The sequence below is a fragment of the Acinetobacter sp. ESBL14 genome (genome assembly GCF_036668815.1).
Classification (GTDB): Bacteria; Pseudomonadota; Gammaproteobacteria; order Pseudomonadales; family Moraxellaceae; genus Acinetobacter; species Acinetobacter gyllenbergii.
Map to the genome: position 1 here is coordinate 914,081 of NZ_JAZEVS010000001.1, position 23,282 is coordinate 937,362.

22 protein-coding genes are annotated in these 23,282 nt (G+C 41.7%); 18 read left to right on the forward strand and 4 right to left on the reverse strand.

The annotated features are described in order from the left end of the window. The first annotated feature begins 28 nt into the window (after window positions 1-28). The 11 genes from V6E90_RS04405 (at window position 29) to V6E90_RS04455 (ending at window position 10,455) form a co-directional block, all read left to right on the forward strand. Window positions 29-1,282 carry an MFS transporter gene (locus tag V6E90_RS04405; protein ID WP_332604627.1) on the forward strand — a complete coding sequence of 418 codons (1,254 nt, stop codon included), beginning with the start codon at window positions 29-31 and terminating at the stop codon, window positions 1,280-1,282. A 1-nt stretch (window position 1,283) separates the two neighbouring features. Beyond that, window positions 1,284-2,123, forward strand: a complete 840-nt coding sequence (locus V6E90_RS04410; RefSeq protein ID WP_332604628.1) for an ABC transporter permease — start codon at window positions 1,284-1,286, stop codon at window positions 2,121-2,123. Window positions 2,124-2,135: 12 nt separating this feature from the next. Continuing rightward, window positions 2,136-2,924 (forward strand): ABC transporter permease, encoded by a 789-nt coding sequence (locus V6E90_RS04415; RefSeq protein WP_332604629.1) that lies wholly within the window; start codon window positions 2,136-2,138, stop codon window positions 2,922-2,924. A 12-nt stretch (window positions 2,925-2,936) separates the two neighbouring features. Continuing rightward, window positions 2,937-4,022, forward strand: a complete 1,086-nt coding sequence (locus tag V6E90_RS04420) for an ABC transporter substrate-binding protein (RefSeq protein ID WP_332604630.1) — start codon at window positions 2,937-2,939, stop codon at window positions 4,020-4,022. Next, window positions 4,019-4,849 carry an ABC transporter ATP-binding protein gene (locus V6E90_RS04425; RefSeq protein ID WP_023270481.1) on the forward strand — a complete coding sequence of 277 codons (831 nt, stop codon included), beginning with the start codon at window positions 4,019-4,021 and terminating at the stop codon, window positions 4,847-4,849. Before V6E90_RS04420 ends, V6E90_RS04425 begins: the two co-directional genes overlap by 4 nt. A gap of 36 nt (window positions 4,850-4,885) precedes the next feature. Continuing rightward, window positions 4,886-5,743 carry an ABC transporter permease gene (locus V6E90_RS04430; RefSeq protein ID WP_332604631.1) on the forward strand — a complete coding sequence of 286 codons (858 nt, stop codon included), beginning with the start codon at window positions 4,886-4,888 and terminating at the stop codon, window positions 5,741-5,743. A 13-nt stretch (window positions 5,744-5,756) separates the two neighbouring features. Continuing rightward, window positions 5,757-6,776 carry an ABC transporter substrate-binding protein gene (locus tag V6E90_RS04435; RefSeq protein ID WP_442881247.1) on the forward strand — a complete coding sequence of 340 codons (1,020 nt, stop codon included), beginning with the start codon at window positions 5,757-5,759 and terminating at the stop codon, window positions 6,774-6,776. Window positions 6,777-6,914: 138 nt separating this feature from the next. Then, a complete protein-coding gene (locus V6E90_RS04440; protein ID WP_023270483.1) occupies window positions 6,915-8,042 on the forward strand; it encodes a sigma-54 interaction domain-containing protein in 1,128 nt (375 codons plus the stop codon). A 197-nt stretch (window positions 8,043-8,239) separates the two neighbouring features. After that, window positions 8,240-8,455, forward strand: a complete 216-nt coding sequence (locus V6E90_RS04445; protein ID WP_004654121.1) for a TOBE domain-containing protein — start codon at window positions 8,240-8,242, stop codon at window positions 8,453-8,455. Between the two features lie 70 nt (window positions 8,456-8,525). Next, complete coding sequence (locus V6E90_RS04450) at window positions 8,526-9,350, forward strand: ABC transporter ATP-binding protein (protein WP_016542159.1); 825 nt, start codon at window positions 8,526-8,528, stop codon at window positions 9,348-9,350. 172 nt (window positions 9,351-9,522) lie between these two features. Continuing rightward, complete coding sequence (locus tag V6E90_RS04455) at window positions 9,523-10,455, forward strand: TauD/TfdA dioxygenase family protein (protein WP_332604634.1); 933 nt, start codon at window positions 9,523-9,525, stop codon at window positions 10,453-10,455. A 28-nt stretch (window positions 10,456-10,483) separates the two neighbouring features. Here V6E90_RS04455 and V6E90_RS04460 read toward each other — a convergent pair whose 3' ends face one another. Then, complete coding sequence (locus tag V6E90_RS04460) at window positions 10,484-11,101, reverse strand: TetR/AcrR family transcriptional regulator (RefSeq protein WP_016542161.1); 618 nt, start codon at window positions 11,099-11,101, stop codon at window positions 10,484-10,486. Window positions 11,102-11,591: 490 nt separating this feature from the next. Between V6E90_RS04460 and V6E90_RS04465 the strand changes: the two genes are divergently transcribed. From V6E90_RS04465 to V6E90_RS04485, 5 genes are all read left to right on the forward strand, one after another. Further along, window positions 11,592-12,551: a metal-dependent hydrolase gene (locus tag V6E90_RS04465; RefSeq protein ID WP_016542162.1), complete on the forward strand. Its 960-nt coding sequence runs from the start codon at window positions 11,592-11,594 to the stop codon at window positions 12,549-12,551. 194 nt (window positions 12,552-12,745) lie between these two features. Continuing rightward, window positions 12,746-13,720: a metal-dependent hydrolase gene (locus tag V6E90_RS04470; RefSeq protein ID WP_065342230.1), complete on the forward strand. Its 975-nt coding sequence runs from the start codon at window positions 12,746-12,748 to the stop codon at window positions 13,718-13,720. 38 nt (window positions 13,721-13,758) lie between these two features. Then, on the forward strand, window positions 13,759-14,583 hold the full coding sequence (locus V6E90_RS04475; protein WP_065342229.1) for an SDR family NAD(P)-dependent oxidoreductase: 825 nt from the start codon (window positions 13,759-13,761) through the stop codon (window positions 14,581-14,583). A 93-nt stretch (window positions 14,584-14,676) separates the two neighbouring features. Further along, complete coding sequence (locus V6E90_RS04480; protein WP_332604636.1) at window positions 14,677-16,197, forward strand: flavin-containing monooxygenase; 1,521 nt, start codon at window positions 14,677-14,679, stop codon at window positions 16,195-16,197. 94 nt (window positions 16,198-16,291) lie between these two features. Continuing rightward, on the forward strand, window positions 16,292-17,170 hold the full coding sequence (locus tag V6E90_RS04485; protein ID WP_332604637.1) for a class I SAM-dependent methyltransferase: 879 nt from the start codon (window positions 16,292-16,294) through the stop codon (window positions 17,168-17,170). 60 nt (window positions 17,171-17,230) lie between these two features. Here V6E90_RS04485 and V6E90_RS04490 read toward each other — a convergent pair whose 3' ends face one another. Both V6E90_RS04490 and crp read right to left on the reverse strand, forming a co-directional pair. Then, a complete protein-coding gene (locus V6E90_RS04490; protein ID WP_016542167.1) occupies window positions 17,231-18,010 on the reverse strand; it encodes a M48 family metallopeptidase in 780 nt (259 codons plus the stop codon). Between the two features lie 197 nt (window positions 18,011-18,207). After that, window positions 18,208-18,915: a cAMP-activated global transcriptional regulator CRP gene (gene crp, locus V6E90_RS04495; protein ID WP_016542168.1), complete on the reverse strand. Its 708-nt coding sequence runs from the start codon at window positions 18,913-18,915 to the stop codon at window positions 18,208-18,210. Window positions 18,916-19,063: 148 nt separating this feature from the next. Between crp and V6E90_RS04500 the strand changes: the two genes are divergently transcribed. Further along, window positions 19,064-19,486 carry an OsmC family protein gene (locus V6E90_RS04500; protein ID WP_016542169.1) on the forward strand — a complete coding sequence of 141 codons (423 nt, stop codon included), beginning with the start codon at window positions 19,064-19,066 and terminating at the stop codon, window positions 19,484-19,486. Between the two features lie 71 nt (window positions 19,487-19,557). Here the strand turns inward: V6E90_RS04500 and V6E90_RS04505 are convergent, their stop codons facing one another. Next, window positions 19,558-20,358 (reverse strand): peptidoglycan DD-metalloendopeptidase family protein, encoded by an 801-nt coding sequence (locus V6E90_RS04505; RefSeq protein WP_332604638.1) that lies wholly within the window; start codon window positions 20,356-20,358, stop codon window positions 19,558-19,560. 263 nt (window positions 20,359-20,621) lie between these two features. Between V6E90_RS04505 and clpB the strand changes: the two genes are divergently transcribed. Then, window positions 20,622-23,201 carry an ATP-dependent chaperone ClpB gene (gene clpB / locus V6E90_RS04510; protein ID WP_332604639.1) on the forward strand — a complete coding sequence of 860 codons (2,580 nt, stop codon included), beginning with the start codon at window positions 20,622-20,624 and terminating at the stop codon, window positions 23,199-23,201. Window positions 23,202-23,282 lie beyond the last annotated feature (81 nt).

Sequence of the window (23,282 nt, forward strand, 5' to 3'; positions counted from 1 at the left end):
TATTTGTTCAGCATTATAGGAATGACCTATGCGTCAGGAATCGGTTGCTCAGGCTGAATTGGGTCAGTGGCGCTTTGTATTGGGCTTTATCGGCTTGGCATTGTGTGCCGGCTTGGGCATTGGTATTGCGAAAATCGTGACCTCGTTATATGCGGTGCAGTTAGCTGCAAATGAGTTTGAAATGGGAGTGATTGCTGCAGTACAGAGTCTCGGTATTTTATTGATCGGATTGCCAATTGGTTTGTTAGTACAGCGACACGGGCCTAAGACAATGTTTGTGTTAGGAAGTTTTCTCGCAGCAGTGGTGTATGTCACGGTGCCGTTTTATCCAGCGGTTTGGTACCTGATCTTATGTACTTTCCTTGTTGGACTATGTATGCCAATGCGGTTTGTTTCGCTCAATACAGTGTATATGCAGCATTTAAAAAGTATAGGTGCTGCTCGGGCGGGATGGTTTAGAGGTACGCATATGATGGGCTTCTTTCTGGTTGGTCCGCTATTGGCCGTGAGCTTAGTGAGTGGAGCGGGATTCTCAGGTGCATTTTGGTGGATTGCGGGACTTTTTCTGCTACCGATAGTTTTTGCACCCTTGGCCTTTGGATCTAATTCAATACAGATCAGGCAAGTGCAGCAGAACGAAGTCTTTAGCCTAGCTGTAATTGCCAAGCAATTGGTTTTATTAAAACAAGATCAGGCTTTACGGCGTACCAGTCTGATTGAAATGGCAAGCAACGCCGTAATGGCGTACTACGGGTTTTTCATTATTGTGATTGCGATTAAAGACTTTGGCTTGAGTGAAACCATTGCTGCCAGTTTGGTGACACTACAGGGCGCTGTCTTTGTTGCAGCTTTGTTTAGTACAGGGACGTTGCTGGCTCGTTGGGGGATAAAACGCTTTTATCAAATGGGCTTTGCATCGGTTGCAGTGGCATCTGTGGCCTTGGGTATTCCCAAAGTTCCAGCGCTGTTGTGGGTGGGTGCTGTGATTTTGGGTTTGGGGCTTGCGATGTTGCATATCGTCAATTTCACCATGTTTGCCAATGTCGGTGAACGACTCGGAATGGCAAAGGTTTCTGGGTTGAGCGCGCTGGCAGGTCCTGCGGGGGCATTGTTGGGCAGTATTGTTGGGGGCTGGTTAGGTCATTACTGGGGCTTACAGTCGATATTCCTAATCGCCGCAGTTTTATTTGCTGGGCTGATCGGTTTTGCTCAACATCTCACCCATATATTTATCGCGCCGCCTGTAGAAATTGAAATGTATTCAGAAATAGAGGGTCAATAAAATGAGTAGCATCGAAACGCAATTAGAAAATGAACAGACATGGCAGCGGATCAATTTAGGCCCTTATTTAAAACAGTTTGGGTTCTGGATTGCCCGTATTGTATTGGCATTGATTGTACCTGCGATTGGATTAGCAGCTTGGCAGTATACGGTACAAAAACAATGGTTACCTGAACAGATTTTGCCAAGTCCAGCCTTGGTTTGGCAAACCACCTTGGAACTGATCGATACGCATGAGTTACAGGATAATTTATGGATTAGTTTAAAACGGGTGGCTTGGAGTGTCTTGGTCGGGGGCAGTATTGGGTTGTTATTGGGTTTTCTCATCGGATTATCGCGTATTGCGCATCGATTTATTTATCCAACTTTTAATTTAATTGCTCAATTTCCCGTGATTGGCTGGATTCCATTACTGATGATTTTCTTAGGCATCGATGAAAGCCTAAAAATTGCAGCAATTTCACTTGCGGTTTTTGTACCTGTGCTTGTTGCGACCTATCGCAGTGTTTTGAATGTGCCTCCGCATTTATTAGAAGTTTCGCAGGTGTATCGCTTTAATGCGTGGCAGCGATTTCGTCGTGTCATTTTGCCTTCTGCTTTGCCCAATATTGTCAGTGGTTTACGTCAAGGGATTGTGCAGGCGTGGTTATCCCTAGTTTTTGTCGAACTATTAGCCAGTAGTGAAGGAATTGGTTACCTGATTGTGTGGGGACGGCAATTGATCCAACCTGACATTATCTTTATGGCTGTCATTGTGATTGGGATCGTGGGTTTTGTCCTAGATCATATTTTGGGCTGGGTTGAACGTGGGTTTAGCCATTGGCAACGCAGTGCATTTTAAGGGGGATTGAATATGTCTATTACTTCTACATCCAAAACAAAATTTAATTTCAATTATTTAAACGTTTATGGTTTGGTCCTCCCAATTGTTTTCATTGTGTTGTGGGCGATCGCATCTAAGTTGAATTGGGTCAATCCTAAACTCATTCCAGCACCTATTGAAGTGCTCAAAATTGCAATTTATCAGTTTCAGCAACAAGAGTTTTGGACTGGTTTAGGTGCGAGTTTATTTCGTGATCTGGCTGGTTTTGTGATTGGAAGCCTCTTGGCCATCATTTTTGGCATTGTGATTGGTATCTCACGCTGGGCCAATTATTTATTTTTGCCCAGTTTTAATGTGCTGCGTCAGATTTCCTTATTTGCATGGCTTCCTCTGATCACGACCTTCTTGGATTATGGCAATAGTGCAAAAATCTTATTTATTGTGCTTTCGGTCTTTTATCCCGTGGCCTTACACACTATTGACGGGGTCAGACAAATCCCGCTGCAGCAATACGAAGTCGCCAAGGTCTATCAATTCAATGCTTGGCAGACCTTGAGTAAGCTAATTTTACCCGCAGCTGCAACTCAAATCTTTTTAGGTTTACAACTCGGATTGATCTTCGCTTGGGTTGCCACTATTGGGGCAGAATTTCTGCTTGCCAATTATGGGGTTGGGCTAGGCAATATCGTAATCCGTGGGCGGGCTGCCTTAGATGTCGGCTTGATTGTATTTGGCTTGATCATCATTGGCTTTATTGGGGTGGCGTGGAATTACTTCGCCAATTGGGCAGAGCGCCGTATTTTGGTTTGGCGACGCTAGGAGAGGAATAAAATGAAACAACAACGTTTTCAGCAGTATTTCAAACGTCGCTTTAAATGGCTGCGTCAGCTCAGCATCTTCAGTTTAACTGTGTTGGCTTTGGTCGCTTGTAGTAAAAACTCAGATGCACCTGCTAATCAAGTACATGAACTCCGTTACCAATCTTTAACCAGTGTGGTTTCATTACCTGAACTGGCGGAGGACTTGGGTTATTTAGGTGATTTAAAGCTGAAATATGTAGGCAGTGTGCAAGGTGGTCCACAAGATTTACAGGCCTTAACCACAGGCGATGTGGATGTTGCCACTGCTTTCGATGGCGCAATCATTAAATTAGCCGCTGCGGGAATTAAGATCAAAGCCGTGGTTGCTTCTTATGGCAGTGATGACAAAAGCTGGGTGGGGTATTACGTTCCCAATAATAGTCCAATTCAGTCAGCGCGTGATTTGATTGGAAAAAAAGTAGCCGTAAATACATTGGGTGCACATTATGAGTTTGTTTTAAAAGACTATTTGGCACGTCAAGGTTTAACTAATGATGAAATCAATCAGGTTGAGTTTGTTGTTTTACCGCCGACCAATACTGAACAAGCTCTACGTGCAGGACAAGTTGATGCTGCCGCACTGGTGTCTATTTTTCAAGATAAGGCCTTGGAACGTGGCGGTTTAAGAAAACTGGTCTCAGATACGGATCTGTATGGCAGTTTTACCGCGGGCAGTTATGTCTTTACTGAAAAGTTCATCCAGCAACATCCAGAAGTCGTGAAGCAGTATGTAACGGGTGTAGCGAAAGCCGTGGAATGGACTAAGCAAACGCCGCGTGAACAAGTGCTCGCCCGTTTTAACAGCATTATTGAAAAAAGAAAGCGCAATGAAAGCGATGTGCTGATGCAGTACTGGCGCAGCTATGGTGTGGTGAGTCAAGGTGGCTTGTTAAACGCAGCACAATATCAACGTTGGATTGACCTATTTGAAAAACGCGGTGAGCTCAAACCGAATCAGGTCAAGGCAGATGCTTTATTTAGCAATCAATTTAATCCCTACGCAAGTGAAAACAAAAATGTAGCTGACGATCAGCGCAGTAAGGAGCATACCCAATGACAGTTAAATTAAAAATTGAAAATGTTTATAAGTCATTTGCCGCCAAGAAAGTCAAAGGTGCAAAAGACCAAGCTGAAGATTTTGTGGCAGTCGAAAATCTATCTTTGGATGTTAAGGCAGGTGAGTTTGTTGCCATTGTAGGGCCAAGTGGATGTGGTAAATCAACGCTCTTGGATTTGCTCGCGGGTTTGACGACTCCGACCACAGGTCAAATTCTGATTGATGGGCAAGCTATAAAAAAGCCAGGGTTGGATCGCGGTATCGTCTTCCAACAATATGCACTGTTTCCATGGTTGACCGCGCTACAAAATATTGAGTTTGGTCTAGATGCCAAGGGTGTCAGCAAAGAACAGCGTTATCAAACTGCAAAGTATTTTTTAAATTTGGTCGGGCTGGCTGAATTTGAACATCATTATCCAAATGAGCTTTCAGGAGGAATGAAGCAACGTGTGGCAATTGCTAGAAGTTTGGCTTATGACCCTGACATTTTATTGATGGATGAACCTTTTGCCGCACTGGATGCACAGACCCGTGAAACCTTGCAGGCTGAATTGGTGAAAATCTGGCAACAGACTCAGAAGACCATCATTTTTATTACCCATAGCATTGATGAAGCAATCTATTTAGGGCAACGCATTGCCATTATGACCTCTCGACCAGGGCGTATTAAACAGGTGATTGAGGTGCCAGCTGCATTGCGAAGTGATCAGGAGGATGTTCGTTCCAGTCCTGAGTTCAACCAGTTGCGTCATCAAATCTGGAGCTTATTACGAGAAGAGGTCTTGAAAGCACAAGCGCAAGAAAAACAAAAGCAACTGGTGGCTTAAGCTAACCATTCAATGATTAAAAAATTAGAGGTGATTATGTCGAGCTCAAAAGATACCTTAACCTTTCCAAAGACAATTCAGCAGCGATCGATTCGCTCAACTCAAAAGCCCCATTCTTTATGGGCGGAATTAAATTTGGTTTGGCTGTCTAAATTGTTTAAGCGTTCAGCCGCGATTTTATTATTTTTAGCTGTTTGGGAAATTGTGCCAAGAGTTGGTTTGGTCGATTCAGCATTTTTACCGACTTTTTCTACAGTTTTGGTGAGTGGTTGGGGATTGATTCAGAATGGTCAGCTACTCACGCATGTACAAGCCAGTCTGATTCGCTCGCTCAGCGGATTTATTTTCGCGATCCTGATTGCGATTCCGCTTGGTTTAGCCATCGGTTGGTACACACGCTTTTCCGAATTTCTGAATCCATTGCTTGAAGTGTTCCGTAATACGGCGGCTTTGGCCTTATTGCCCGTATTTATCTTGTTTCTAGGTATCGGTGAAAGCTCAAAAATTGCTTTAGTCACCTATGCCTGCACATGGCCAATTCTATTGAATACCATTAGTGGTGTTCGTAATGTTGATCCACTGTTAATTAAGTCAGCACGGACCATGGGACTGAGTCCAGTACAGCTATTCCGTAAAGTGATTTTACCCGCTGCGATTCCAACGATTTTTGTGGGTGTACGCTTGGCTGGCTCATTCTCGGTGCTGATGCTGATTGCTGCTGAAATGGTCGGGGCGAAAGCTGGTCTAGGCTATCTGATTAACTATGCACAATATAACTTCCAGATTCCTGAAATGTTCTTTGGCATTATCAGTATTACCAGCATTGGCTTGCTGTTCAACTACAGTCTGCTTGCGATCGAAAAGCGTTTAACTGCTTGGAAAACGGAACGATAGTCAGGAGAAGCTGATGCAGCAAGACTGGAAAAAATATCTAGGCAGAATGAGTTCTGTGATTGCGATATCGGTGCTGTTGTGGGGATGTAGCAAACCAGAGTCGAAAGTGGTACGCAGTGATGGACTCGAATCTCTAGAATTTAAATATTTAGGTTCACCAGGTGTGGTGACACCTTTGGAACTGGCTGAAGACTTGGGCTATCTTACACCAATCAAATTGAGCTATCAGGGTGTTTCTACAGGTGGTCCGCAAGGTATTCAATCTGCTTTGTCGGGAGATAGTGATATCAGCAGTCCAAGTTTTGCAGGTTCGGCCGTCAAAATGGTGGCCAGTGGTGTACCGGGAACCGTAGTGATTGCTGCATACGGCACTTTTGATGATCCTTTTGCGGGGTATTATGTACTTGAACATAGTCCGATCCATTCTGCTAAAGATTTAATTGGCAAAAAGGTCGGCACCAATATTCTGGGTGCACAAGTGGAATACATGCTCAAAAGCTATTTAAAAAAAGGAGGACTCAGCCCTGAGCAAATTAATCAGGTCACGCTTGTGGTTTTGCCGCCTGGTTCCGCCGAGCAAGCCTTGCGAAGTGGTCATGTTGATTTGGCACCATTGGCAGGCCCTGCGATAGAACGTGGTGGTGTACGCCGTCTTTATCGGGACTATGATTTGGTTGGTGATCTGACCACGGGCAGCTATGTCATGGCGAATCGTTATATTGCAGAACATCCCAATACCACCCGTAAAGTGGTTACAGGGATTGCCCAAGCGATTGAATGGTCTAGACAACAACCTAGAGATCAGGTCATTGCACGCTTCGAGCAGATTTTGCAAAAACGCAAACGGCCTGAAAACGGTGCGATGTTGAAATATTGGACCCAGTGGGGTATACCAAGCAGCGCTGGTAAATTTCAAGATAATGATTTTAAAATATGGGTGGGTGATCTGATTGAAGAAGGTCAATTAAAAAGCAACCAGATTGATTATAAAAAGATATATAGCAATCAATATAATGAATATGGCCGAAATTAAATATGATTTTTAGTTGAATTAATAATGGTTTGTTTCTATTTTAATAAATAGAAATAACAAAGGTGAATTATTTATTTCTATTTAAACCAATAGTCATGCAAGATAACTTCTCTTTTCGAACAATAGGGAAGTAAATGCATGTCATTCATTACTTATCCACAAAATCAGACTTTAACGCGGACTGAGCGTGCGACAGCCATGGTTTTTGAAGATCAAAAATCAAGAGATTTGCTGGATCGTATTGAACAGATTGCACCGAGCGAGGCCAGTGTCCTGATCATTGGAAATACAGGAACGGGTAAGGAGTTGGTTGCAAGGCAAGTGCACATGATGAGCCAGCGCAGTCGTGGTCCTTTTGTGGCAGTAAATTGTGGTGCATTTACCGAATCACTGGCTGAAAGTGAGTTATTTGGACACGAAAAAGGCGCATTTACTGGGGCAATCAATAGCAAGGCGGGGTGGTTTGAAGCAGCCAATCACGGTACCTTGTTCTTGGATGAGGTGGGTGATTTGTCTCCTGCGATGCAGGTCAAATTATTAAGGGTATTGCAAGAACGCGAGATTGTTCGGGTAGGGTCACTTAAGCCGATTAAGCTCAACGTTCGTGTGATTGCCGCAACCAATGTGCATCTGGATGAAGCGGTACAGGCCGGAAAATTTAGAGAAGATTTGTTCTATCGTTTGAACGTGGCATTGCTGAAAGTATCACCCTTGGCAGAACGTCCAGGTGATATTCTACCCCTAGCAAACTTCTTTATTGCACAGTATTGCAAACGTTTGGGTTATCCAGTTGCGAGCCTAAGTCCAAGTGCGGTACAGAAATTGTTGAGTTATAACTATCCGGGCAATATTCGTGAATTGGAAAATGCGATTCATCATGCTTTACTGGTTTGCAAGAACCATCAGATTCAGCCCACCGATTTTTGCTTTGCGTCCTTATCCAGTAGTTTGAATTTAAGACAAATTTCCGACTTGGAAAAAAGTACCCAAACTATTCCACGGACAGATTTGCTGCCTAAGCAAATATTGCAGCATGCGTTGTTGAATCTTTTTGAATCCTCACATGCATTGAAAAATGAAAATCTGGATCGTCTGATTGAAGAGGCGAGCATTCGTATTGCCTATGAATATTGTCACCGTAATCAGGTGCAAACGGCAAAGTTATTGGGGATTAGCCGTAATATTGTGCGTGCAAGACTGGTCAAATATGGATTGGTGGGAAACGATAAAGTGGTGAATATCATGTTAGAGGAATTATTAAGTTAATCAGAATCGATAATCAGGTGGCAGGTGTTCACCTTTTTATTGCTTAAAAATTGCTTTGCGGAAAAAATAATAATCAATGATGTAAAATAAATATAACTTTTTAATCAAAAAATATTAAAAAATAATAGTTCTAAATATCGATGCTTTGCCTAATATAACAAACACAATTTATTGAAATCGTTATTAAGTGGTGAAAAATGAGTATTCCTCAAATTAATGTGCGTAATCAGTTTCGTGGTGTAGTAAAAGAAATCATTGAAGGAAGTGTTGTTTCTGAGGTAGATGTGGAAACACCAGCTGGAGTATTTACTTCAGTGATTACCACACGTTCTGTTAAAAATCTAAACTTAGAACTGGGTAGTGAAGTGATTGTATTAATTAAGTCGACAGAAGTTGCTTTGGCAAAATTGTAGGAAATGATGGATAAATATAATAAATCTGATTTTTATTATATTTTAATTCCTAGATTTTAGGGGGCTTAAAATGGCATCACTCAATGTCGGATCTGTAAAAATTAATCATCTCAATAAATCCTATGGTCAATATCAAGACCATGAACTCAAGGTTTTGGACGATGTTTCTTTAGATATTCAAGCAGGAGAGTTCGTCAGTATCGTTGGCAGTAGTGGTTGTGGAAAATCAACCTTGCTCCGTTTGCTTGTTGGCTTAGATGATCAATTCGAAGGAAAAATTCTGGTTGATGGTCAGCCGATTAGTGGCACCAGTTTGGAACGAGGAATTGTGTTCCAAGATCACCGTTTATTTCCTTGGCTGAATGTACAGGATAATATTCGGGTTGCACTCTTAAACAGTCAACTCACACGAAAGGAGCAGGATCAACTGATTGATGAGCATATTGAACTAGTTGGGTTAAGCAAGTTCAAACAGGCTTATCCCGCACAGCTTTCAGGAGGGATGAGCCAACGTGTTGCTATTGCCCGAAGCTTGATTAATCGGCCTAAAATTTTATTGCTGGATGAGCCATTTGGCGCCTTAGATGCGCTAACCCGAGCAAACTTGCAAAAGGAATTACAACGGATTTGGCAGGCTGAAAAAATTACCATGATTATCGTGACACATGATGTTGAGGAGGCGGTATTTCTTGGTGATCGTGTGGTGGTGATGCAACCGAATCCAGGCCGAATCAAGCGGATTGTTCCCGTTCATCTGGCACATCCACGGCTACGTGAGGATGTGCGATTGTCTGCAATTCGAAATGATATTTTGACTGATTTTAGTCATGTGGATGATGATCATTTAGTTATTCCACCTGCGAAAGAATTTAATCAATTTCAGTTTGCTTGGTAAACCCAAGTAAACTGATTTTTATAATCATAAAAATGAATAAATTAATATAAAAATATTGCTTCTTAAAATGATTGGTTTGCATATATTTAAGTTAGTCACTGCATAGAGTGATTGGGGAAGATTGAATAAAGCATAGCGCTTTTAAAATAATGAATGATGAATAGGAACGACAATGACCGTACTCACACAACTCTCAGCTGCGATCGAAAGCGCACCACGTTGGCATGAATATAAAAAACATAGTTTGGACACTGTACAAATCACACCAATCAATGGGGCTTTAGGCGCAATCGTAACAGGGCTAGATGCCAGTCAGCCACAAAGCTCGGAAGTGATTTTGAAGCTTAAGAAGGCTTTACATGAGCATTTAATTTTAGTGTTTAAGTCACAAGACCTTGAAGATAATGATTTACTTGCTTTTGCGAGCTATTTTGGTGGTATCTTCCGTCCACCTACAGATGTTCCCGTATTGGCAACCAATCATGATACGCATGTACCACCAGATATCGTGCCAGTATCCAATGCCGTTGGTGAAGGAGATTATACTGGCCATGGTGAACTGACCCCGCATAGCGACCATCACTGGACGCCACAACCTTCCAGCGGTTCTTTACTTTATGCGATTGAAATTCCTAAAGATGGTGGAGCAACCAGTTGGTACAATACAGTACAGGCCTATGAAGACCTTGACCAAGCAACCAAAGCTGAAATTGAAGGTTTACAGCTCATCACCTATAACCCTTTCTTGCGTCTCAAAGACAAGAGCCCAATTCCCAAATACCGCTTCGCGGATCAACCGACCTTAGGGTCTGCTTTCCCACATCCGTTGGTGCGGACGCATTCAGAAAGTGGCCGACGTGGTATTTATTTAGATGCACAGACCGAGGTTGAAGTGGTTGGCTATGATGATCAGAAAGGCGCGGCATTGATTGAACGTTTAAGAGCTCATATTGTGCAACCGCAGTATCGTTATGAGCATCAATGGGAAATTGGCGATATCGTGTATTGGGATAATCAGTTAACCCTACACTCACGTACCGCTTTTCCTGCCGAGCAACGTCGCTTACTGAAACGTGTCAGTCTAGCGGGTGCAAGACCTTTTTAAGATTTTAGCAGCCAGCGAAAGCTGGCTTTTAATTTTCTGCTTTTGCCAATTCTGCTTCGATATAACTAATAATCATGGTACTTAACCCTTTCACCATTTCATCAAAGCTGATTTGCGGATTCGGTAAGATTAAATGACGAGCCACATTGAAGATACTACTATTAATACTGATATAAGCAGTCACGCTGAGATTATTGACCTTTAAGTAACGAGGATGGCGAATCATATATTTCATCAAAACCTCCATCAGTGCCATTTCAATTTGACCTATATATTTCTCGTATTTGAGTTCAGTTGCATAACGCAGGCAAATCAGATATCGGTCATCATCGCGGGTCAGTAGATCTCTAAAGGTATAGAAAATCATTTCAAATAAAGGTTCTAACTCCTGTTCAATGATGATCGGCGTGAGTTCCTTAACCATATCCAATACTTCTTTGACAAAAGTTCTGGCCATTGCATCATAAATTTCTTCTTTATTTTTAAAATACTCATATAAAGAGCCAACACTCACTCCTGCAATATCTGCAATATGCCGTGTGGTGGTGCCGCTAGTACCGTTGGTGGCAACGGCAATAAAGCCTGCTTCAATAATCGTATCTACGGTCACTTTAGAACGTGATTGACGTGGTTTGCGAGTAGTCATAATGCTTTATTATTAAAATCCGAACATAACGTCAGATTAACATGCCGCTGAAAGTGATGAAAGTAGCTGTAAATTAATCCGAACAAATAAAATTACTTAGTTGGTCATTTAAATTTTTTAGCGGTCATGATTTTATCTATAAGGCCAATCTTTTATATGAAAATAAAGCGTTCATTCAGAAATTAATTTTCTTATATGTTTGATTTGTATATTTAAATTTTATTAAAATTCGATATTTGTACAAATTTAAAAATAAGAAAATTGACCTTAGATTGATCTCTGAAAGTTCAAAACATTTGAATAAATTACCCGAATTGAATCCGAACATAAGATCGGTTTACAGTGGGTCTAGAAGAGGAACTGGTTCATAAAAATCTCCCGAATGTTTTTTCGTAGATCAGATGCGATTGGAATTACGAAAAAGAGATGAACCAAGTGCAACGCATGTAAAAGGGCAAAAGACGCTCAAGTGAAGTAGGTAGGTGTAGCCATGATTAGCAGCACATTAAAGAAAGGTTTAAGTCTATTTAAATCTAACCCAATAACTGAGCAAATTGATTTTGCGAGTAAAAAAACCATTCCTATTCGTCATTTGGCTATTGGATTTGAAGGCAAACAAGTTGACTTATCTTTCTATATGAATAATCAGTTTGCCACGATTTTCTTTGCGACACTTTCAGTATTCTTAACCTATGGCGAAGATTTAGTGATTGAAACCGCCCGTCATCATCGTGATCAACTGAAAGATCCGATTTTAAAACAACGTGTAACTTCATTGATTGGTCAGGAAGCGATTCATTCAAAATTACATAATGAGTTTAACGATGCAATTGTTGAGTTAGATTATCCAGTAAGACTCTATCGTTTTTTGGGTGAACAATTTTTTGATCACATTTTCTTGAAATTCCCGCAACCTTTGAAGTTGTCATTGATGGCGGGGATTGAGCATTTTACTGCTGTATTGGCAGAGTACATGATGGCGCATGAGCAGAATTTCTATTTCTCTGATGATGCCAAAACTCGTGCATTATGGATGTGGCATATGCTTGAAGAGTCAGAGCATAAAGATGTGGCCTATGATGTTTATCAAACATTGAATGGTAACTATGCCTTACGTATTTCAGGTTTCTTTTTGGCTTATTTCACTATTCTTGGTCTGATTCCTTTCTCGGCAACCATGGTCCCGATTTTACGTAAGCCACAAGAAATGCTGACTTCGAAATTTTGGAAAGATGCACGTCGTGGCGTCAAGCTAATTTTTAGTCCGAAGGATGGTGTGTTTGGAAGTACCCAAGGACGTATTTTTGATTATTTGCGTACTGATTTCCATCCAAATGATCATGATGCATCTGCGTATTTCGAGTATTACGAAAAGAAACTTTTATCAGAGGGTGGGGCTTTATATCCATTCTTCGTGAAGGAATTTACACCAAAGGTACAAGCGGCTTAATGCTGAATTAAGTATGTACAGTATGCATGTCATTGCGCGCTGAATTGGCAAAAAAGCTCAGCGTGTGATGAGCAGTTTAGTTCTTGTTGCCTATATTGCAGTCATGCACTATGCAAGCGAAGCAATCTTATCCAGTGGCTGTGTAGCATTGGCTAAGCCTTTTAAGTTGTAGTGCCGTTTTAGGGGATCAAGCTATGGTCGCTCACGTTCTTCGTAATGTTTTTTCAGAAAAACTCAGTACCAAATATCAAGGGCTCGTTCAGAACCTTGCGAGCAAGTCACCGATTCCAATTCGCCATTTTGATTTCAAGTTTAATCCAGCAGAATTGGATGAAAAGTTTTTTTTAAATAAAGAACTCGCAACCTCATATTTTCATGCTTTATCCATCTTCCTAACCTTTGGTGAAGACGTGGTGATTGAAACAGCGCGTCATCATCGTGACTTTATTGCAGATCCGATTTTGAAACAAAGATTGACCTCACTGATTGGGCAAGAGGCGATTCATTCAAAAATCCACAATCAATTTAATGATGAAGTGCTGAAGGAAAATGGTTATCCCGTTGAATTGTTGCGCGCCATTGCGGGTAAGGTCTTTGATTATGGTATTTACAAGCTGCCGCAATCGTTACAGCTTTCATTGATGGCAGGGATTGAGCATTACACAGCAGTGTTGGCTGAATTTATGATGCAACACGAAGACTACTTGTTGGGTTCACAAGATGAGCGTCAGCGCGCCATGTGGATGTGGCATATGCTGGAAGAATCTGAACATAAAGACATTGCCTATGATGTCTTCCTTGAGCTTTCAGGCAATTACTGGCTCAGAATTACAGGCTTTTTGTTGGCGAGCTTAACGATTCTTGGTGGGGTGTCATTGGGTGGTTATCTGATGCCGTTTGTGCGTAAACCAAGCAACTTGGTCAATCCACGCTATATGAAAGATATTGTAGAAAGCACAGCTTTACTGTTCGGTAGCGAGCGTGGGGTATTTGGCAGCAGTTTTATGCATATTCTTGAATATCTGCGTCCAAGCTTCCATCCCAATGATCATGATACCACTGCATATATGGTCTATTACAAAGAGCGTTTATTAAACCCTGAAACCGGTTTATTAAGTCCGTATTTCCTTAAAGAATTTGTGCCACCTGTACGTGCAGCGACTGCATAACTGGGTGTTTATAAATACAAGATTGCTGGAAAATAAAGATGAAATTATTTGGGAAAAAAACCAAGCCAAGCCAAAAAGCATTCGCTGTGGTGACTGGTGCAGGAAGTGGTATTGGTCGTAGTTTTGCGCTTGAATTGGCAAAACGTGGCGGCACAGTCGTGTGTTCGGACATTAACCTTGACGCAGCAAAAGAAACGGTCAGCTTGGTTGAAGCGCTTGGTGCAAAAGCCTTTGCTGTGCAATGTGATGTCGCTAAGGAAGAGCAAGTCAATCAGTTGGCTGAGCAGGCTCAGCAATTGATGCAGAGCCCAGTCACATTGGTGATTAATAATGCAGGGATTGGTCTTGGCGGCAAGTTTGATGAAATGTCTTCTGAGGATTGGCATTGGTGCATGAATATTAATTTATGGGGCGTAATCTACGGTTGTCGTGCTTTTGTACCGAAGTTTAAACAGCTTGGTCATGGCGCAATTATTAATGTTGCATCAGCTGCATCGTATACGGCAGCACCAGAAATGACCGTCTATAACGTTTCTAAAGCGGGTGTCCGAGCCTTATCGGAAACACTGTCAGCTGAATTGAAAAAATCGAATATTAAGGTCAATGTGCTTTGCCCAACCTTAGTGCCGACCAACATTATTAAAAACGGCAAGGTTCCACATAAAGGGCTATTGGATTATGCGCTTACCCATTTGGCATTTACCACCAGTGACAAGGTCGCCAAATTAACGCTAGATCGTTTGGATAAAGGTGAGCTTTATACCATTCCACAAATTGATGCCAAGTTATTTTGGTTCTTAAAACGCACTGCTCCGAACTTATATGCCAAGTTCTTAGGCACATCGTATCGATTAATGAAGTAACTCCTGAATAGGGAACGATTTTAATAACTGAGATCAACCACAATTCCAGAATTGAATTGCAGATCTTGGTGAATAAGTGAAAGGATATTTTAAATGACAGCTCAAGCAAAAAAATTAAATTCAGCTGAAGGAAAAGCACTCCCACAACATATCTATGACACCTTTATTGTGGGTGCGGGTATTTCAGGAATTGCGACTGCAATTCGTCTTGATCAAGTGGGTTATAGCAACTACAAGATTATTGAAAAAGCAACACGTGTGGGGGGGACTTGGCGTGAAAATACCTACCCAGGGTGTGGTTGTGATGTGCCATCAGCGCTCTATTCATATTCTTTTGCGCCAAGTGCAAAATGGAGCCATTTATTTGCTCGTCAACCTGAGATCCTGAATTACTTAGAAGAAGTGAGCCAAGATTTTGGTGTGAGTTCAAAAATTGAGTTTGGTACAGAGCTGCTCAATGCGGCATGGGACAGTGAACGTAATTTATGGGTGATGGACACCAATAAAGGGCAATTTTTGGCACGGACCACCATTTTTGCCACAGGGCCAATTACCGAAGCCCAAATTCCTAAACTTGAAGGCTTAGAAACCTTTAAAGGGGAAATGTTTCATTCGGCAAAATGGAATCATGAATATGACTTGACGGGCAAGCGTATTGCAGTAATCGGGACAGGTGCATCAGCGATTCAGTTCGTGCCGCAGATTCAACCATTGGCAAAAGAACTGTATGTCTATCAACGTACTGCACCTTGGGTGGTTCCGAAACCTGATACCGACTTAGGTGATGTGAGCAAAGCCCTGATTGAAAAATTCCCACTGATCCAAAAAACATGGCGCAAAACAGTTGCTCAGTCTTTAAATGCGATTAACTTTGGTTTACGTAATCCAGCAGTGTTAAAACCTGTGGGTGAATTAGCCAAACTGATTTTACGCTTCCAAATCGAAGATCCTGAATTACGTAAAAACGTTACTCCGAACTTTACCATTGGCTGTAAACGTCTTTTATTCGCTAACAACTATTATCCAGCCTTACAACAGCCGAATACACAGTTGATTCCACATGGATTGGTGAAAGTAGAAGGCAATACTGTAGTATCGGCGAATGGTGAACGTCATGAAGTCGATGTGATTATTTGGGGAACTGGTTTTGAAGTCTCTCATCCGCCTATTGGTAAGCGTGTAACCAATGAAAAAGGTCAGATTCTCAATGATCTTTGGAAGAGCAGTTCACCTGAAGCTTATTTGGGGACCAGCATTGAAAATGTACCGAATGCATTCTTGGTCTTAGGACCAAACGTATTGGTATATGATTCTTTTATTGGTTTGGCAGAAGCACAGCTCGATTATATTGTGGATGGTCTACTCAAAATCAGAGACAAAGGCATTGCCAAGTTGAACATTAAACCAGAAGTCATCAAGCATCATAATGAGCTGGTGCAAAAACATCTAAAAACTACCGTGTTTAATGCAGGTGGCTGTAAGAGTTATTATTTAGATGCTAATGGTCGTAACTTTGCTGCTTGGCCTTGGTCATTGAAAAAGTTAAAACAACGTTTGAAACGTATGGATTTGAATGATTACCAAGTGACTTATCAGACTGAAAAAACCAACTGATTTTGAGTTGAATCATTCAAAGCAGCAAATTTTATCTTAGGGTAGAATTTGCTGCTTATTTTTTTCAAGATAGGAATAAAAATGGGGAATAAAAATGAAACAAGGACAATCGAGCCGAACAGCTGAGGCAGCGGCAGCATTGCGCGCCAATCATTTTCAAAATGCAGAAAATCCAGTTTTTGTAGATCCTTTTGCATTTGAGTTAACCAGTAAGGGCTGGAAGAAACTGTTAACCAGTGCGTTGACTGTAAAAGTCATGAACTCCTCTGTGTTTAATCGTACTTTGGGCTTATTAACAGGGCAAGTAGTAGGACGTTCAAGATATGCAGAAGATTTACTTGAGCAAGCAATCGCGAAGGGGATTCAACAGTATGTACTGGTAGGGGCAGGCTTAGATTCATTCACGCTACGACATGCTCAGCAGTATCCACAGTTAAAAATCTTTGAAGTGGACCATCCAGATACCCAAGCAGCAAAACAAAGGAAACTACGTCAATTTGGTGAGCTTCCTGCCAATGTTGAGTTTGTCGCGATTGATTTTGAAAAAGAGTCGATTGCAGATGCTCTGGCGCGCAGTACGTTTAAGCAGGATCAAGCTGCTTTTTTCTCATGGTTGGGAACCACGCATTATCTTGAGCCTGAAACGACGTTAAAGACCTTGACAAGCATTGCACAGATTGCTGCGCAGGGAAGTGAAGTGGCGTTGGACTATTCGATTGATTATCGAGAACTAGAGGGTGTAGAGCGCTTAGGAAGCTTGTTTGTGTCGCAATTTACCCGTTTTTTAAAAGAGCCATTAAAAGGGCAATTCAGACCCAAGGTATTGCACCAAGCGGTGGAGCAAATGGGCTATCAAGTCACTGAGGATTTATCTGGAGATGGTTTGAGTGAGCGTTATTTTCAAGCTCGACCCGATCATCTCCGTCATACCATTGCAACACATATGTTGCATCTGCGTTTGCAGAAGCATTGATTCGAGCTGCAAAAAAGAAAAAGCCCTTAAATACACTTGAGCATTTAAGGGCAGTATGAATTAACGGCGTTGGTTATAAACTGCTAAAGCTGCTGGCAAGTTTTTACGCATGTCGCTAATACGTTGAGTATTCGATGGGTGAGTCGACAGGAACGAGCCACCAGCACCAGCGCCATCTAAACGATTCATTTTTTCCCACAGGCTGATTGCCGCATTTGGGTTATAGCCAGCTTTTGCCATGAGCATTAAACCGCCGTAATCCGCACGACTTTCCAAGTTACGTGAGTACGGTAAGCCGATACCCACTTGGCTACCTAAATCAATTGCAGCACTGCCTAGATCGCCGATGCTGTTGCCTGCGTATGATTTACCAATACCAATTGCAAGATTAGTTAAAGCCTGAGCACCGATTTTACTTTTTGCATGCTCTTCAAGTGCATGGGTCATTTCATGTCCCATAACAGCAGCAATTTCATCATTGGTTAAATTGAGCTTGTTCACGATACCCGTATAGAAAACAACCTTACCACCAGGGGCTACATAGGCGTTAACGGTATCTGATTTGAGTACTGCAAGTTGCCATTGAAAGCGTTGACCAGTCTGGTTCATTTGATCCGCATAAGGTTTTAAGCGGTTGAATACGGTATTAATACGTTGATAAGTACTTGAGCTGCTATCCAGCTGATTTTTGGCACGTGCTTCTTGAGTCATTTTTGAGAAGCTTTGTGCTGATTGAGCATTTAAAGTTGCGCTGTCTGCGCCAGCCATGTCTGCGAAAGATGCGCAGCCAGAAATTGTCATTACGGTCACAGCACACAGGCTCAAAGCTAATTTCTTCATACTTATTCTCTCCAAATCAGTATCTTATGAATATAGTCGTGATCAGGGTGGATTATAGAAAATGTTGACAGCAGTTAATATTCTGAATGCCTCTATAATCATTGTAATTATGTAATCAGCAACGTGTATTCCGTGTAAAAAATCAAAGCCAGTGCTGAGCACTGGCTTTGTTCGAGTCAATCCGATCTCAGATCAAATTAATCCTCGTCATCGTACTCGTCTTCAGTGAAAGTGTTTTCTTCTAAAGATGCATCAAAAATCAAGATTGCTTTACCGTCAGTCTGAATCATACCTTGATCTTCAAGTGTCTTGAGGACACGACCAACCATTTCACGAGAACAACCGACGATACGACCAATTTCTTGGCGAGTAATACGAATCTGACGGCCATTCGGTAAAATCATTGCTTCTGGCTGAGCAGATAAGTCAATTAGACAACGTGCAATACGACCAGACACATCAATGAAGGCTAGATCAGTCACTTTACGTGTTGTATTTTTTAGGCGACGGACCAATTGAGCAAACACAGCGTAACTTAAATCTGGGTATTGCTTGCTTAACTCATGAAAATTGTCATACGAAATTTCTGCAATTTCACAGACATCTCGCGTACGTACTTCTGCGGTACGTTGAGGGTTCTTTTCAAAAAGACCCATTTCACCAAAGAAATCGCCAGGATTGAGATAAGCGACAACGATTTCTCGTTCGTCATCTTCACGTAAGATAATTGACACTGAACCTTTTAATATTAAATACAGTGATTTTGATTCCGTTCCAGCGTCAACAATCGTGGTGCGTTTAGGGTATCTGTTAATATGAGCACGTTTTAGCAAAGCTTTAACTGATTCAGGTAGTTGACCTGGAGACAAAGCATCAGTGCTAAGTTGTGAAAAATTTGAAGTCATGCTTAAAATTTCCGAATTTGGATAAAACCGATCGCACAGACTCTTGTAAGAGCCTTTTCTACACAGAAGAGATGAAATTCCTTATCAACTCATTTTATGTTAGTGTACAAGAACAGAGTAAATTTATAACGTTTTTCGGGTAGTTGCAATGCAAACAAGTGTACATTGGTTAGAGAATGTTGCTTTTGAGGCAAAATCAGAAAGTGGCCATACTGTGGTGATGGATGGTTCTGCCGAATATGGTGGTGAAAACCGTGGTCCACGTCCTATGGAATTGATTTTAATGGGACTTGGTGGGTGTGCTTCGTTTGATATTGTGACCATTTTAAAGAAATCCCGCCAAGATGTGACGAATGTTGTATGTCAGCTGAAAGCAGAAAGAGCGGATTCAATTCCTGCGGTATTTACTAAAATCCATTTGCACTTCATTGTCACGGGTAAAGCGGTAAAAACCAAGCAAGTTGAAAAAGCAGTTGAGCTTTCTGCTGAGAAATATTGTTCAGCAAGTAAAATGCTTGCCGATGGTGGTGTTGAAATTACCCATGATTTTGAAATTGTTGAAGCTGCTTAAAAGTTAAAATTATTAAGTTTTACTAAAAAGTGACCTGTTTTTACAGGTCACTTTTTTTTAAGTTTTTCTTTTTATTTTAGAAATAATTGTGGGTCTACCCGCGCATTATTCAAACTCATTCCCCAATGCAAGTGTGGCCCAGTGACACGACCAGTTTTACCAACCAATCCCAGTGTTTCACCCTGACGAATCTGTTGTCCCTTGACCACATTAATTTTACTCAAATGACAGAACATGCTGATCAGACCCTGACCATGATCAATCAGAACTGTATTACCATTAAAGAAATAGTTGCCTGTTTGGACCACGACACCACCAGCAGGTGCGATAACATTCTGTCCCACAGGTGCTGGGATATCTAAACCAGAATGTGGTGCGCGCTCTTCACCATTGAAAAAACGCTTTCTGCCAAATGAATTACTAAATTTACCTGCCGTAGGCCGAATAAAGTTAGGAAACTGGGTCCAGTTACTTTGGGAAAAAGAGCTATAAATATCATTTTGCTCTTTCGCTTCTCGTGCATAACGGTCGAGTTGTTCTTGGTTCGGGTTGACATAATCCTGATTTTTAACGCTTAAGCGTTGCTCAGCATAGCGATAGGGTGTCACTTCGACTTGAATCGGCTTATGATTGGTGGCTAAAGTCAAGGTACCTAATGGGGCCGAAAGTGGAATACCAAACACGGCATAGCGTTGCTTGCCTTGTTGTGTAATCAAAACAGGCTTTTGTTCATACAAGACTTGGGTGGTTTCAGTCGAAAGTGGAATCACGGCAATACCGCCAGCTCGTCTTGAGTCTTGGGGGAGTTGTGCAAAAGCAGTATGAAGCGGAAGGAGGGACGCAACGCTGAGCAAAATTGTTTTTAAAGACATGATGAGCATTTCTAATTGAAGCAAAGCCTTAAGCTAAAACGTTCACCTTAAAATCACAATAAGGATTTTGTGCAAAACAGAATAGACAGAAAAATTATACAAAATATACTTGAAATAGATTGTTTATACACCCATATTAATACTGAGTTTTATACATTGATATTTTTATAAAATATTGAAAAATATATAAATTTTATTTGAAATTTTAAAAAGCGTTCCCATCTAAGTGATAAGTTAAAAATTTGTTGTGAGGAATAACAAGAATGCGATTTGAAAAATTTACAAACCGCTTACAGCAAGCACTCTCAGATGCACAATCATTGGCTATGGGTAAGGATCACACTTCGATTGCAGGTGTGCATATCTTATCCACTTTACTTGAAGAACCGGCCAATCTGAGTTTATTGCAACAAGCGGGTGCACGTTTACCTGAGTTAAAACAGAAACTTGAACAAGCCGTGCAAAATGCACCGACTTTGGCAAATCCTACAGGTGATATCAATCTCAATCCTGAAGCGGTAAAGGCATTGAATTTAGCTGACCGCTATGCGCAAAAGGCAGGAGATGAGTTTCTGTCGACTGATTGGGTGCTGTTAGGTTTGGCGGAAACAGGTGAAACAAAAACAATATTGAATAGCGTGGGTGTGACACCAGAAAGCTTACGTAAAGTAATTGAAAATATTCGAGGAAACGACAAAGTCATGAGCAATAATCACGAAGATCAACGTGACTCACTCAATAAATATACCATTGACCTAACTGAGCGTGCTTTAGCGGGCAAGCTTGATCCTGTGATTGGTCGTGATGATGAAATTCGCCGTACCATCCAGGTTCTCTCACGTCGAACCAAAAATAACCCAGTTTTAATTGGTGAACCTGGGGTGGGTAAAACTGCAATTGTTGAAGGTTTGGCGCAACGTATTGTCAATGGCGAAGTACCTGAAGGCTTGAAAAATAAGCGCGTCTTATCATTAGACTTAGGTTCATTACTTGCAGGTGCGAAATATCGCGGTGAGTTTGAAGAGCGACTAAAAGCAGTTCTCAAAGACCTTGCGAAACACGAAGGCGAGATCATCTTATTTATTGATGAGTTACATACGCTGGTTGGTGCAGGTAAGGGCGATGGCGCAATGGATGCAGGTAATATGTTAAAACCTGCCTTAGCGCGTGGTGAATTACGCTGTGTCGGTGCGACGACCTTAGATGAATACCGTCAATACATCGAGAAAGATGCTGCACTTGAACGTCGTTTCCAGAAGGTATTGGTTGATGAGCCAAGTGTTGAAGACACGATTGCGATTTTGCGTGGTCTAAAAGAAAAATATGCGACCCACCATGGGGTGCAAATTTTAGACTCAGCCATTATTGCAGCGGCGAAGATGTCACATCGTTATATTACCGATCGTCAGTTGCCTGATAAAGCGATTGATTTGATTGATGAGGCAGCATCTCGTATCAAAATGGAAATCGATTCCAAGCCTGAGGCTTTAGATAAACTTGATCGCCGTTTAATCCAGTTGAAAATGCAATTGGAAGCGGTGAGAAAAGATCAAGATGCAGGCAGTAAAGCCGAAGTCAATCATCTTGAGCAGCAAATTGCTGAAAAGCAAAAAGAGTACAACGATCTAGAAGAAATCTGGAAGGCTGAAAAAACCTTGGTTGAAGGGGATAAGAAAGCACAAGTTGAACTCGATCAAGCGCGTGTTGCTTTGGAAAAAGCCAAACGTGAAGGTGATTTGGCAGAAGCGGCGCGTTTGCAATATGGTGTGATTCCAGAGTTGCAGAAACGCTTGGAACAAGCCGAAGTTGCTGAGGAAAATGAAGAACCGAAGCTGATTCGGACCAAAGTCACCGAAAACGAAATTGCAGAAGTGGTCAGTGCTGCAACAGGCATTCCTGTGGCGAAAATGCTACAGGGTGAGCGTGAAAAACTGCTGAATATGGAAGAGTTCTTACATAATCGTGTGGTTGGACAAGATGAAGCGGTGGTTGCTGTTTCCAATGCAGTCCGTCGTTCACGTGCAGGTTTATCTGACCCGAATCGTCCAAGTGGTTCATTCTTGTTCCTTGGACCGACAGGTGTAGGTAAAACTGAGTTGACCAAAGCATTGGCAAACTTCTTGTTTGACAGTGATGATGCCATGATTCGTATTGATATGTCCGAATTTATGGAAAAGCACTCTGTCAGTCGTTTGGTGGGTGCACCTCCGGGCTATGTAGGTTATGAAGAAGGTGGTGTTTTAACTGAGGCAGTACGTCGTAAACCTTACAGTGTGGTGTTATTTGATGAGGTGGAAAAAGCCCATCCAGATGTGTTTAACATCCTGCTACAAGTGTTAGATGATGGGCGCTTAACGGATTCACAAGGTCGTGTGATTGACTTTAAGAATACTGTTATTGTGATGACTTCTAACTTAGGTTCACAAGATGTGCGTGAACTGGGTGAAGGCGCAACCGATGACGAGGTGCGTACTGTGGTCATGAATGCTGTGACACAGCATTTCCGTCCTGAGTTTATTAACCGTATTGATGAGTTGGTGGTTTTCCACTCACTGCAAAAGGCGCAGATTCGTGGTATTGCGGATATTCAGTTAGATCGTTTACGTTCACGCTTGAGTGATCGTGATATGGGCTTAACAGTGGATGATACCGCTTTCGATCTATTGATCGATGCCGGTTTTGATCCTGTATATGGTGCACGACCATTGAAACGTGCCATTCAGCAGCAAGTGGAGAATAACTTGGCTCAGAAAATCTTATCTGGTGAGTTTCAGCCAGGGGATAACATTTTGATCAAAGGGGAAAGTGGTCATTTGGTCTTTGATAAAATGAAACTAAGTTAAACGCAATTTGAATGTTTGGCTAAAAAGATGGTGATGTAAATCACCATCTTTTTTTGTATCAGTGCAACTGGTCAGATTTTT

Coding starts and splice junctions, on each gene's coding strand:
- V6E90_RS04490 (WP_016542167.1), bottom strand. CDS start 18,010: ATGAAGAAATTAGCTTTGAGCCTGTGTGCTGTGACCGTAATGACAATT.
- V6E90_RS04465 (WP_016542162.1), top strand. CDS start 11,592: ATGATTAGCAGCACATTAAAGAAAGGTTTAAGTCTATTTAAATCTAAC.
- V6E90_RS04440 (WP_023270483.1), top strand. CDS start 6,915: ATGTCATTCATTACTTATCCACAAAATCAGACTTTAACGCGGACTGAG.
- V6E90_RS04435 (WP_442881247.1), top strand. CDS start 5,757: ATGCAGCAAGACTGGAAAAAATATCTAGGCAGAATGAGTTCTGTGATT.
- V6E90_RS04415 (WP_332604629.1), top strand. CDS start 2,136: ATGTCTATTACTTCTACATCCAAAACAAAATTTAATTTCAATTATTTA.
- clpB (WP_332604639.1), top strand. CDS start 20,622: ATGCGATTTGAAAAATTTACAAACCGCTTACAGCAAGCACTCTCAGAT.
- V6E90_RS04455 (WP_332604634.1), top strand. CDS start 9,523: ATGACCGTACTCACACAACTCTCAGCTGCGATCGAAAGCGCACCACGT.
- V6E90_RS04420 (WP_332604630.1), top strand. CDS start 2,937: ATGAAACAACAACGTTTTCAGCAGTATTTCAAACGTCGCTTTAAATGG.
- V6E90_RS04405 (WP_332604627.1), top strand. CDS start 29: ATGCGTCAGGAATCGGTTGCTCAGGCTGAATTGGGTCAGTGGCGCTTT.
- V6E90_RS04505 (WP_332604638.1), bottom strand. CDS start 20,358: ATGTCTTTAAAAACAATTTTGCTCAGCGTTGCGTCCCTCCTTCCGCTT.
- V6E90_RS04480 (WP_332604636.1), top strand. CDS start 14,677: ATGACAGCTCAAGCAAAAAAATTAAATTCAGCTGAAGGAAAAGCACTC.
- V6E90_RS04445 (WP_004654121.1), top strand. CDS start 8,240: ATGAGTATTCCTCAAATTAATGTGCGTAATCAGTTTCGTGGTGTAGTA.
- V6E90_RS04470 (WP_065342230.1), top strand. CDS start 12,746: ATGGTCGCTCACGTTCTTCGTAATGTTTTTTCAGAAAAACTCAGTACC.
- V6E90_RS04500 (WP_016542169.1), top strand. CDS start 19,064: ATGCAAACAAGTGTACATTGGTTAGAGAATGTTGCTTTTGAGGCAAAA.
- V6E90_RS04475 (WP_065342229.1), top strand. CDS start 13,759: ATGAAATTATTTGGGAAAAAAACCAAGCCAAGCCAAAAAGCATTCGCT.
- V6E90_RS04485 (WP_332604637.1), top strand. CDS start 16,292: ATGAAACAAGGACAATCGAGCCGAACAGCTGAGGCAGCGGCAGCATTG.
- V6E90_RS04450 (WP_016542159.1), top strand. CDS start 8,526: ATGGCATCACTCAATGTCGGATCTGTAAAAATTAATCATCTCAATAAA.
- V6E90_RS04430 (WP_332604631.1), top strand. CDS start 4,886: ATGTCGAGCTCAAAAGATACCTTAACCTTTCCAAAGACAATTCAGCAG.
- V6E90_RS04425 (WP_023270481.1), top strand. CDS start 4,019: ATGACAGTTAAATTAAAAATTGAAAATGTTTATAAGTCATTTGCCGCC.
- V6E90_RS04410 (WP_332604628.1), top strand. CDS start 1,284: ATGAGTAGCATCGAAACGCAATTAGAAAATGAACAGACATGGCAGCGG.
- crp (WP_016542168.1), bottom strand. CDS start 18,915: ATGACTTCAAATTTTTCACAACTTAGCACTGATGCTTTGTCTCCAGGT.
- V6E90_RS04460 (WP_016542161.1), bottom strand. CDS start 11,101: ATGACTACTCGCAAACCACGTCAATCACGTTCTAAAGTGACCGTAGAT.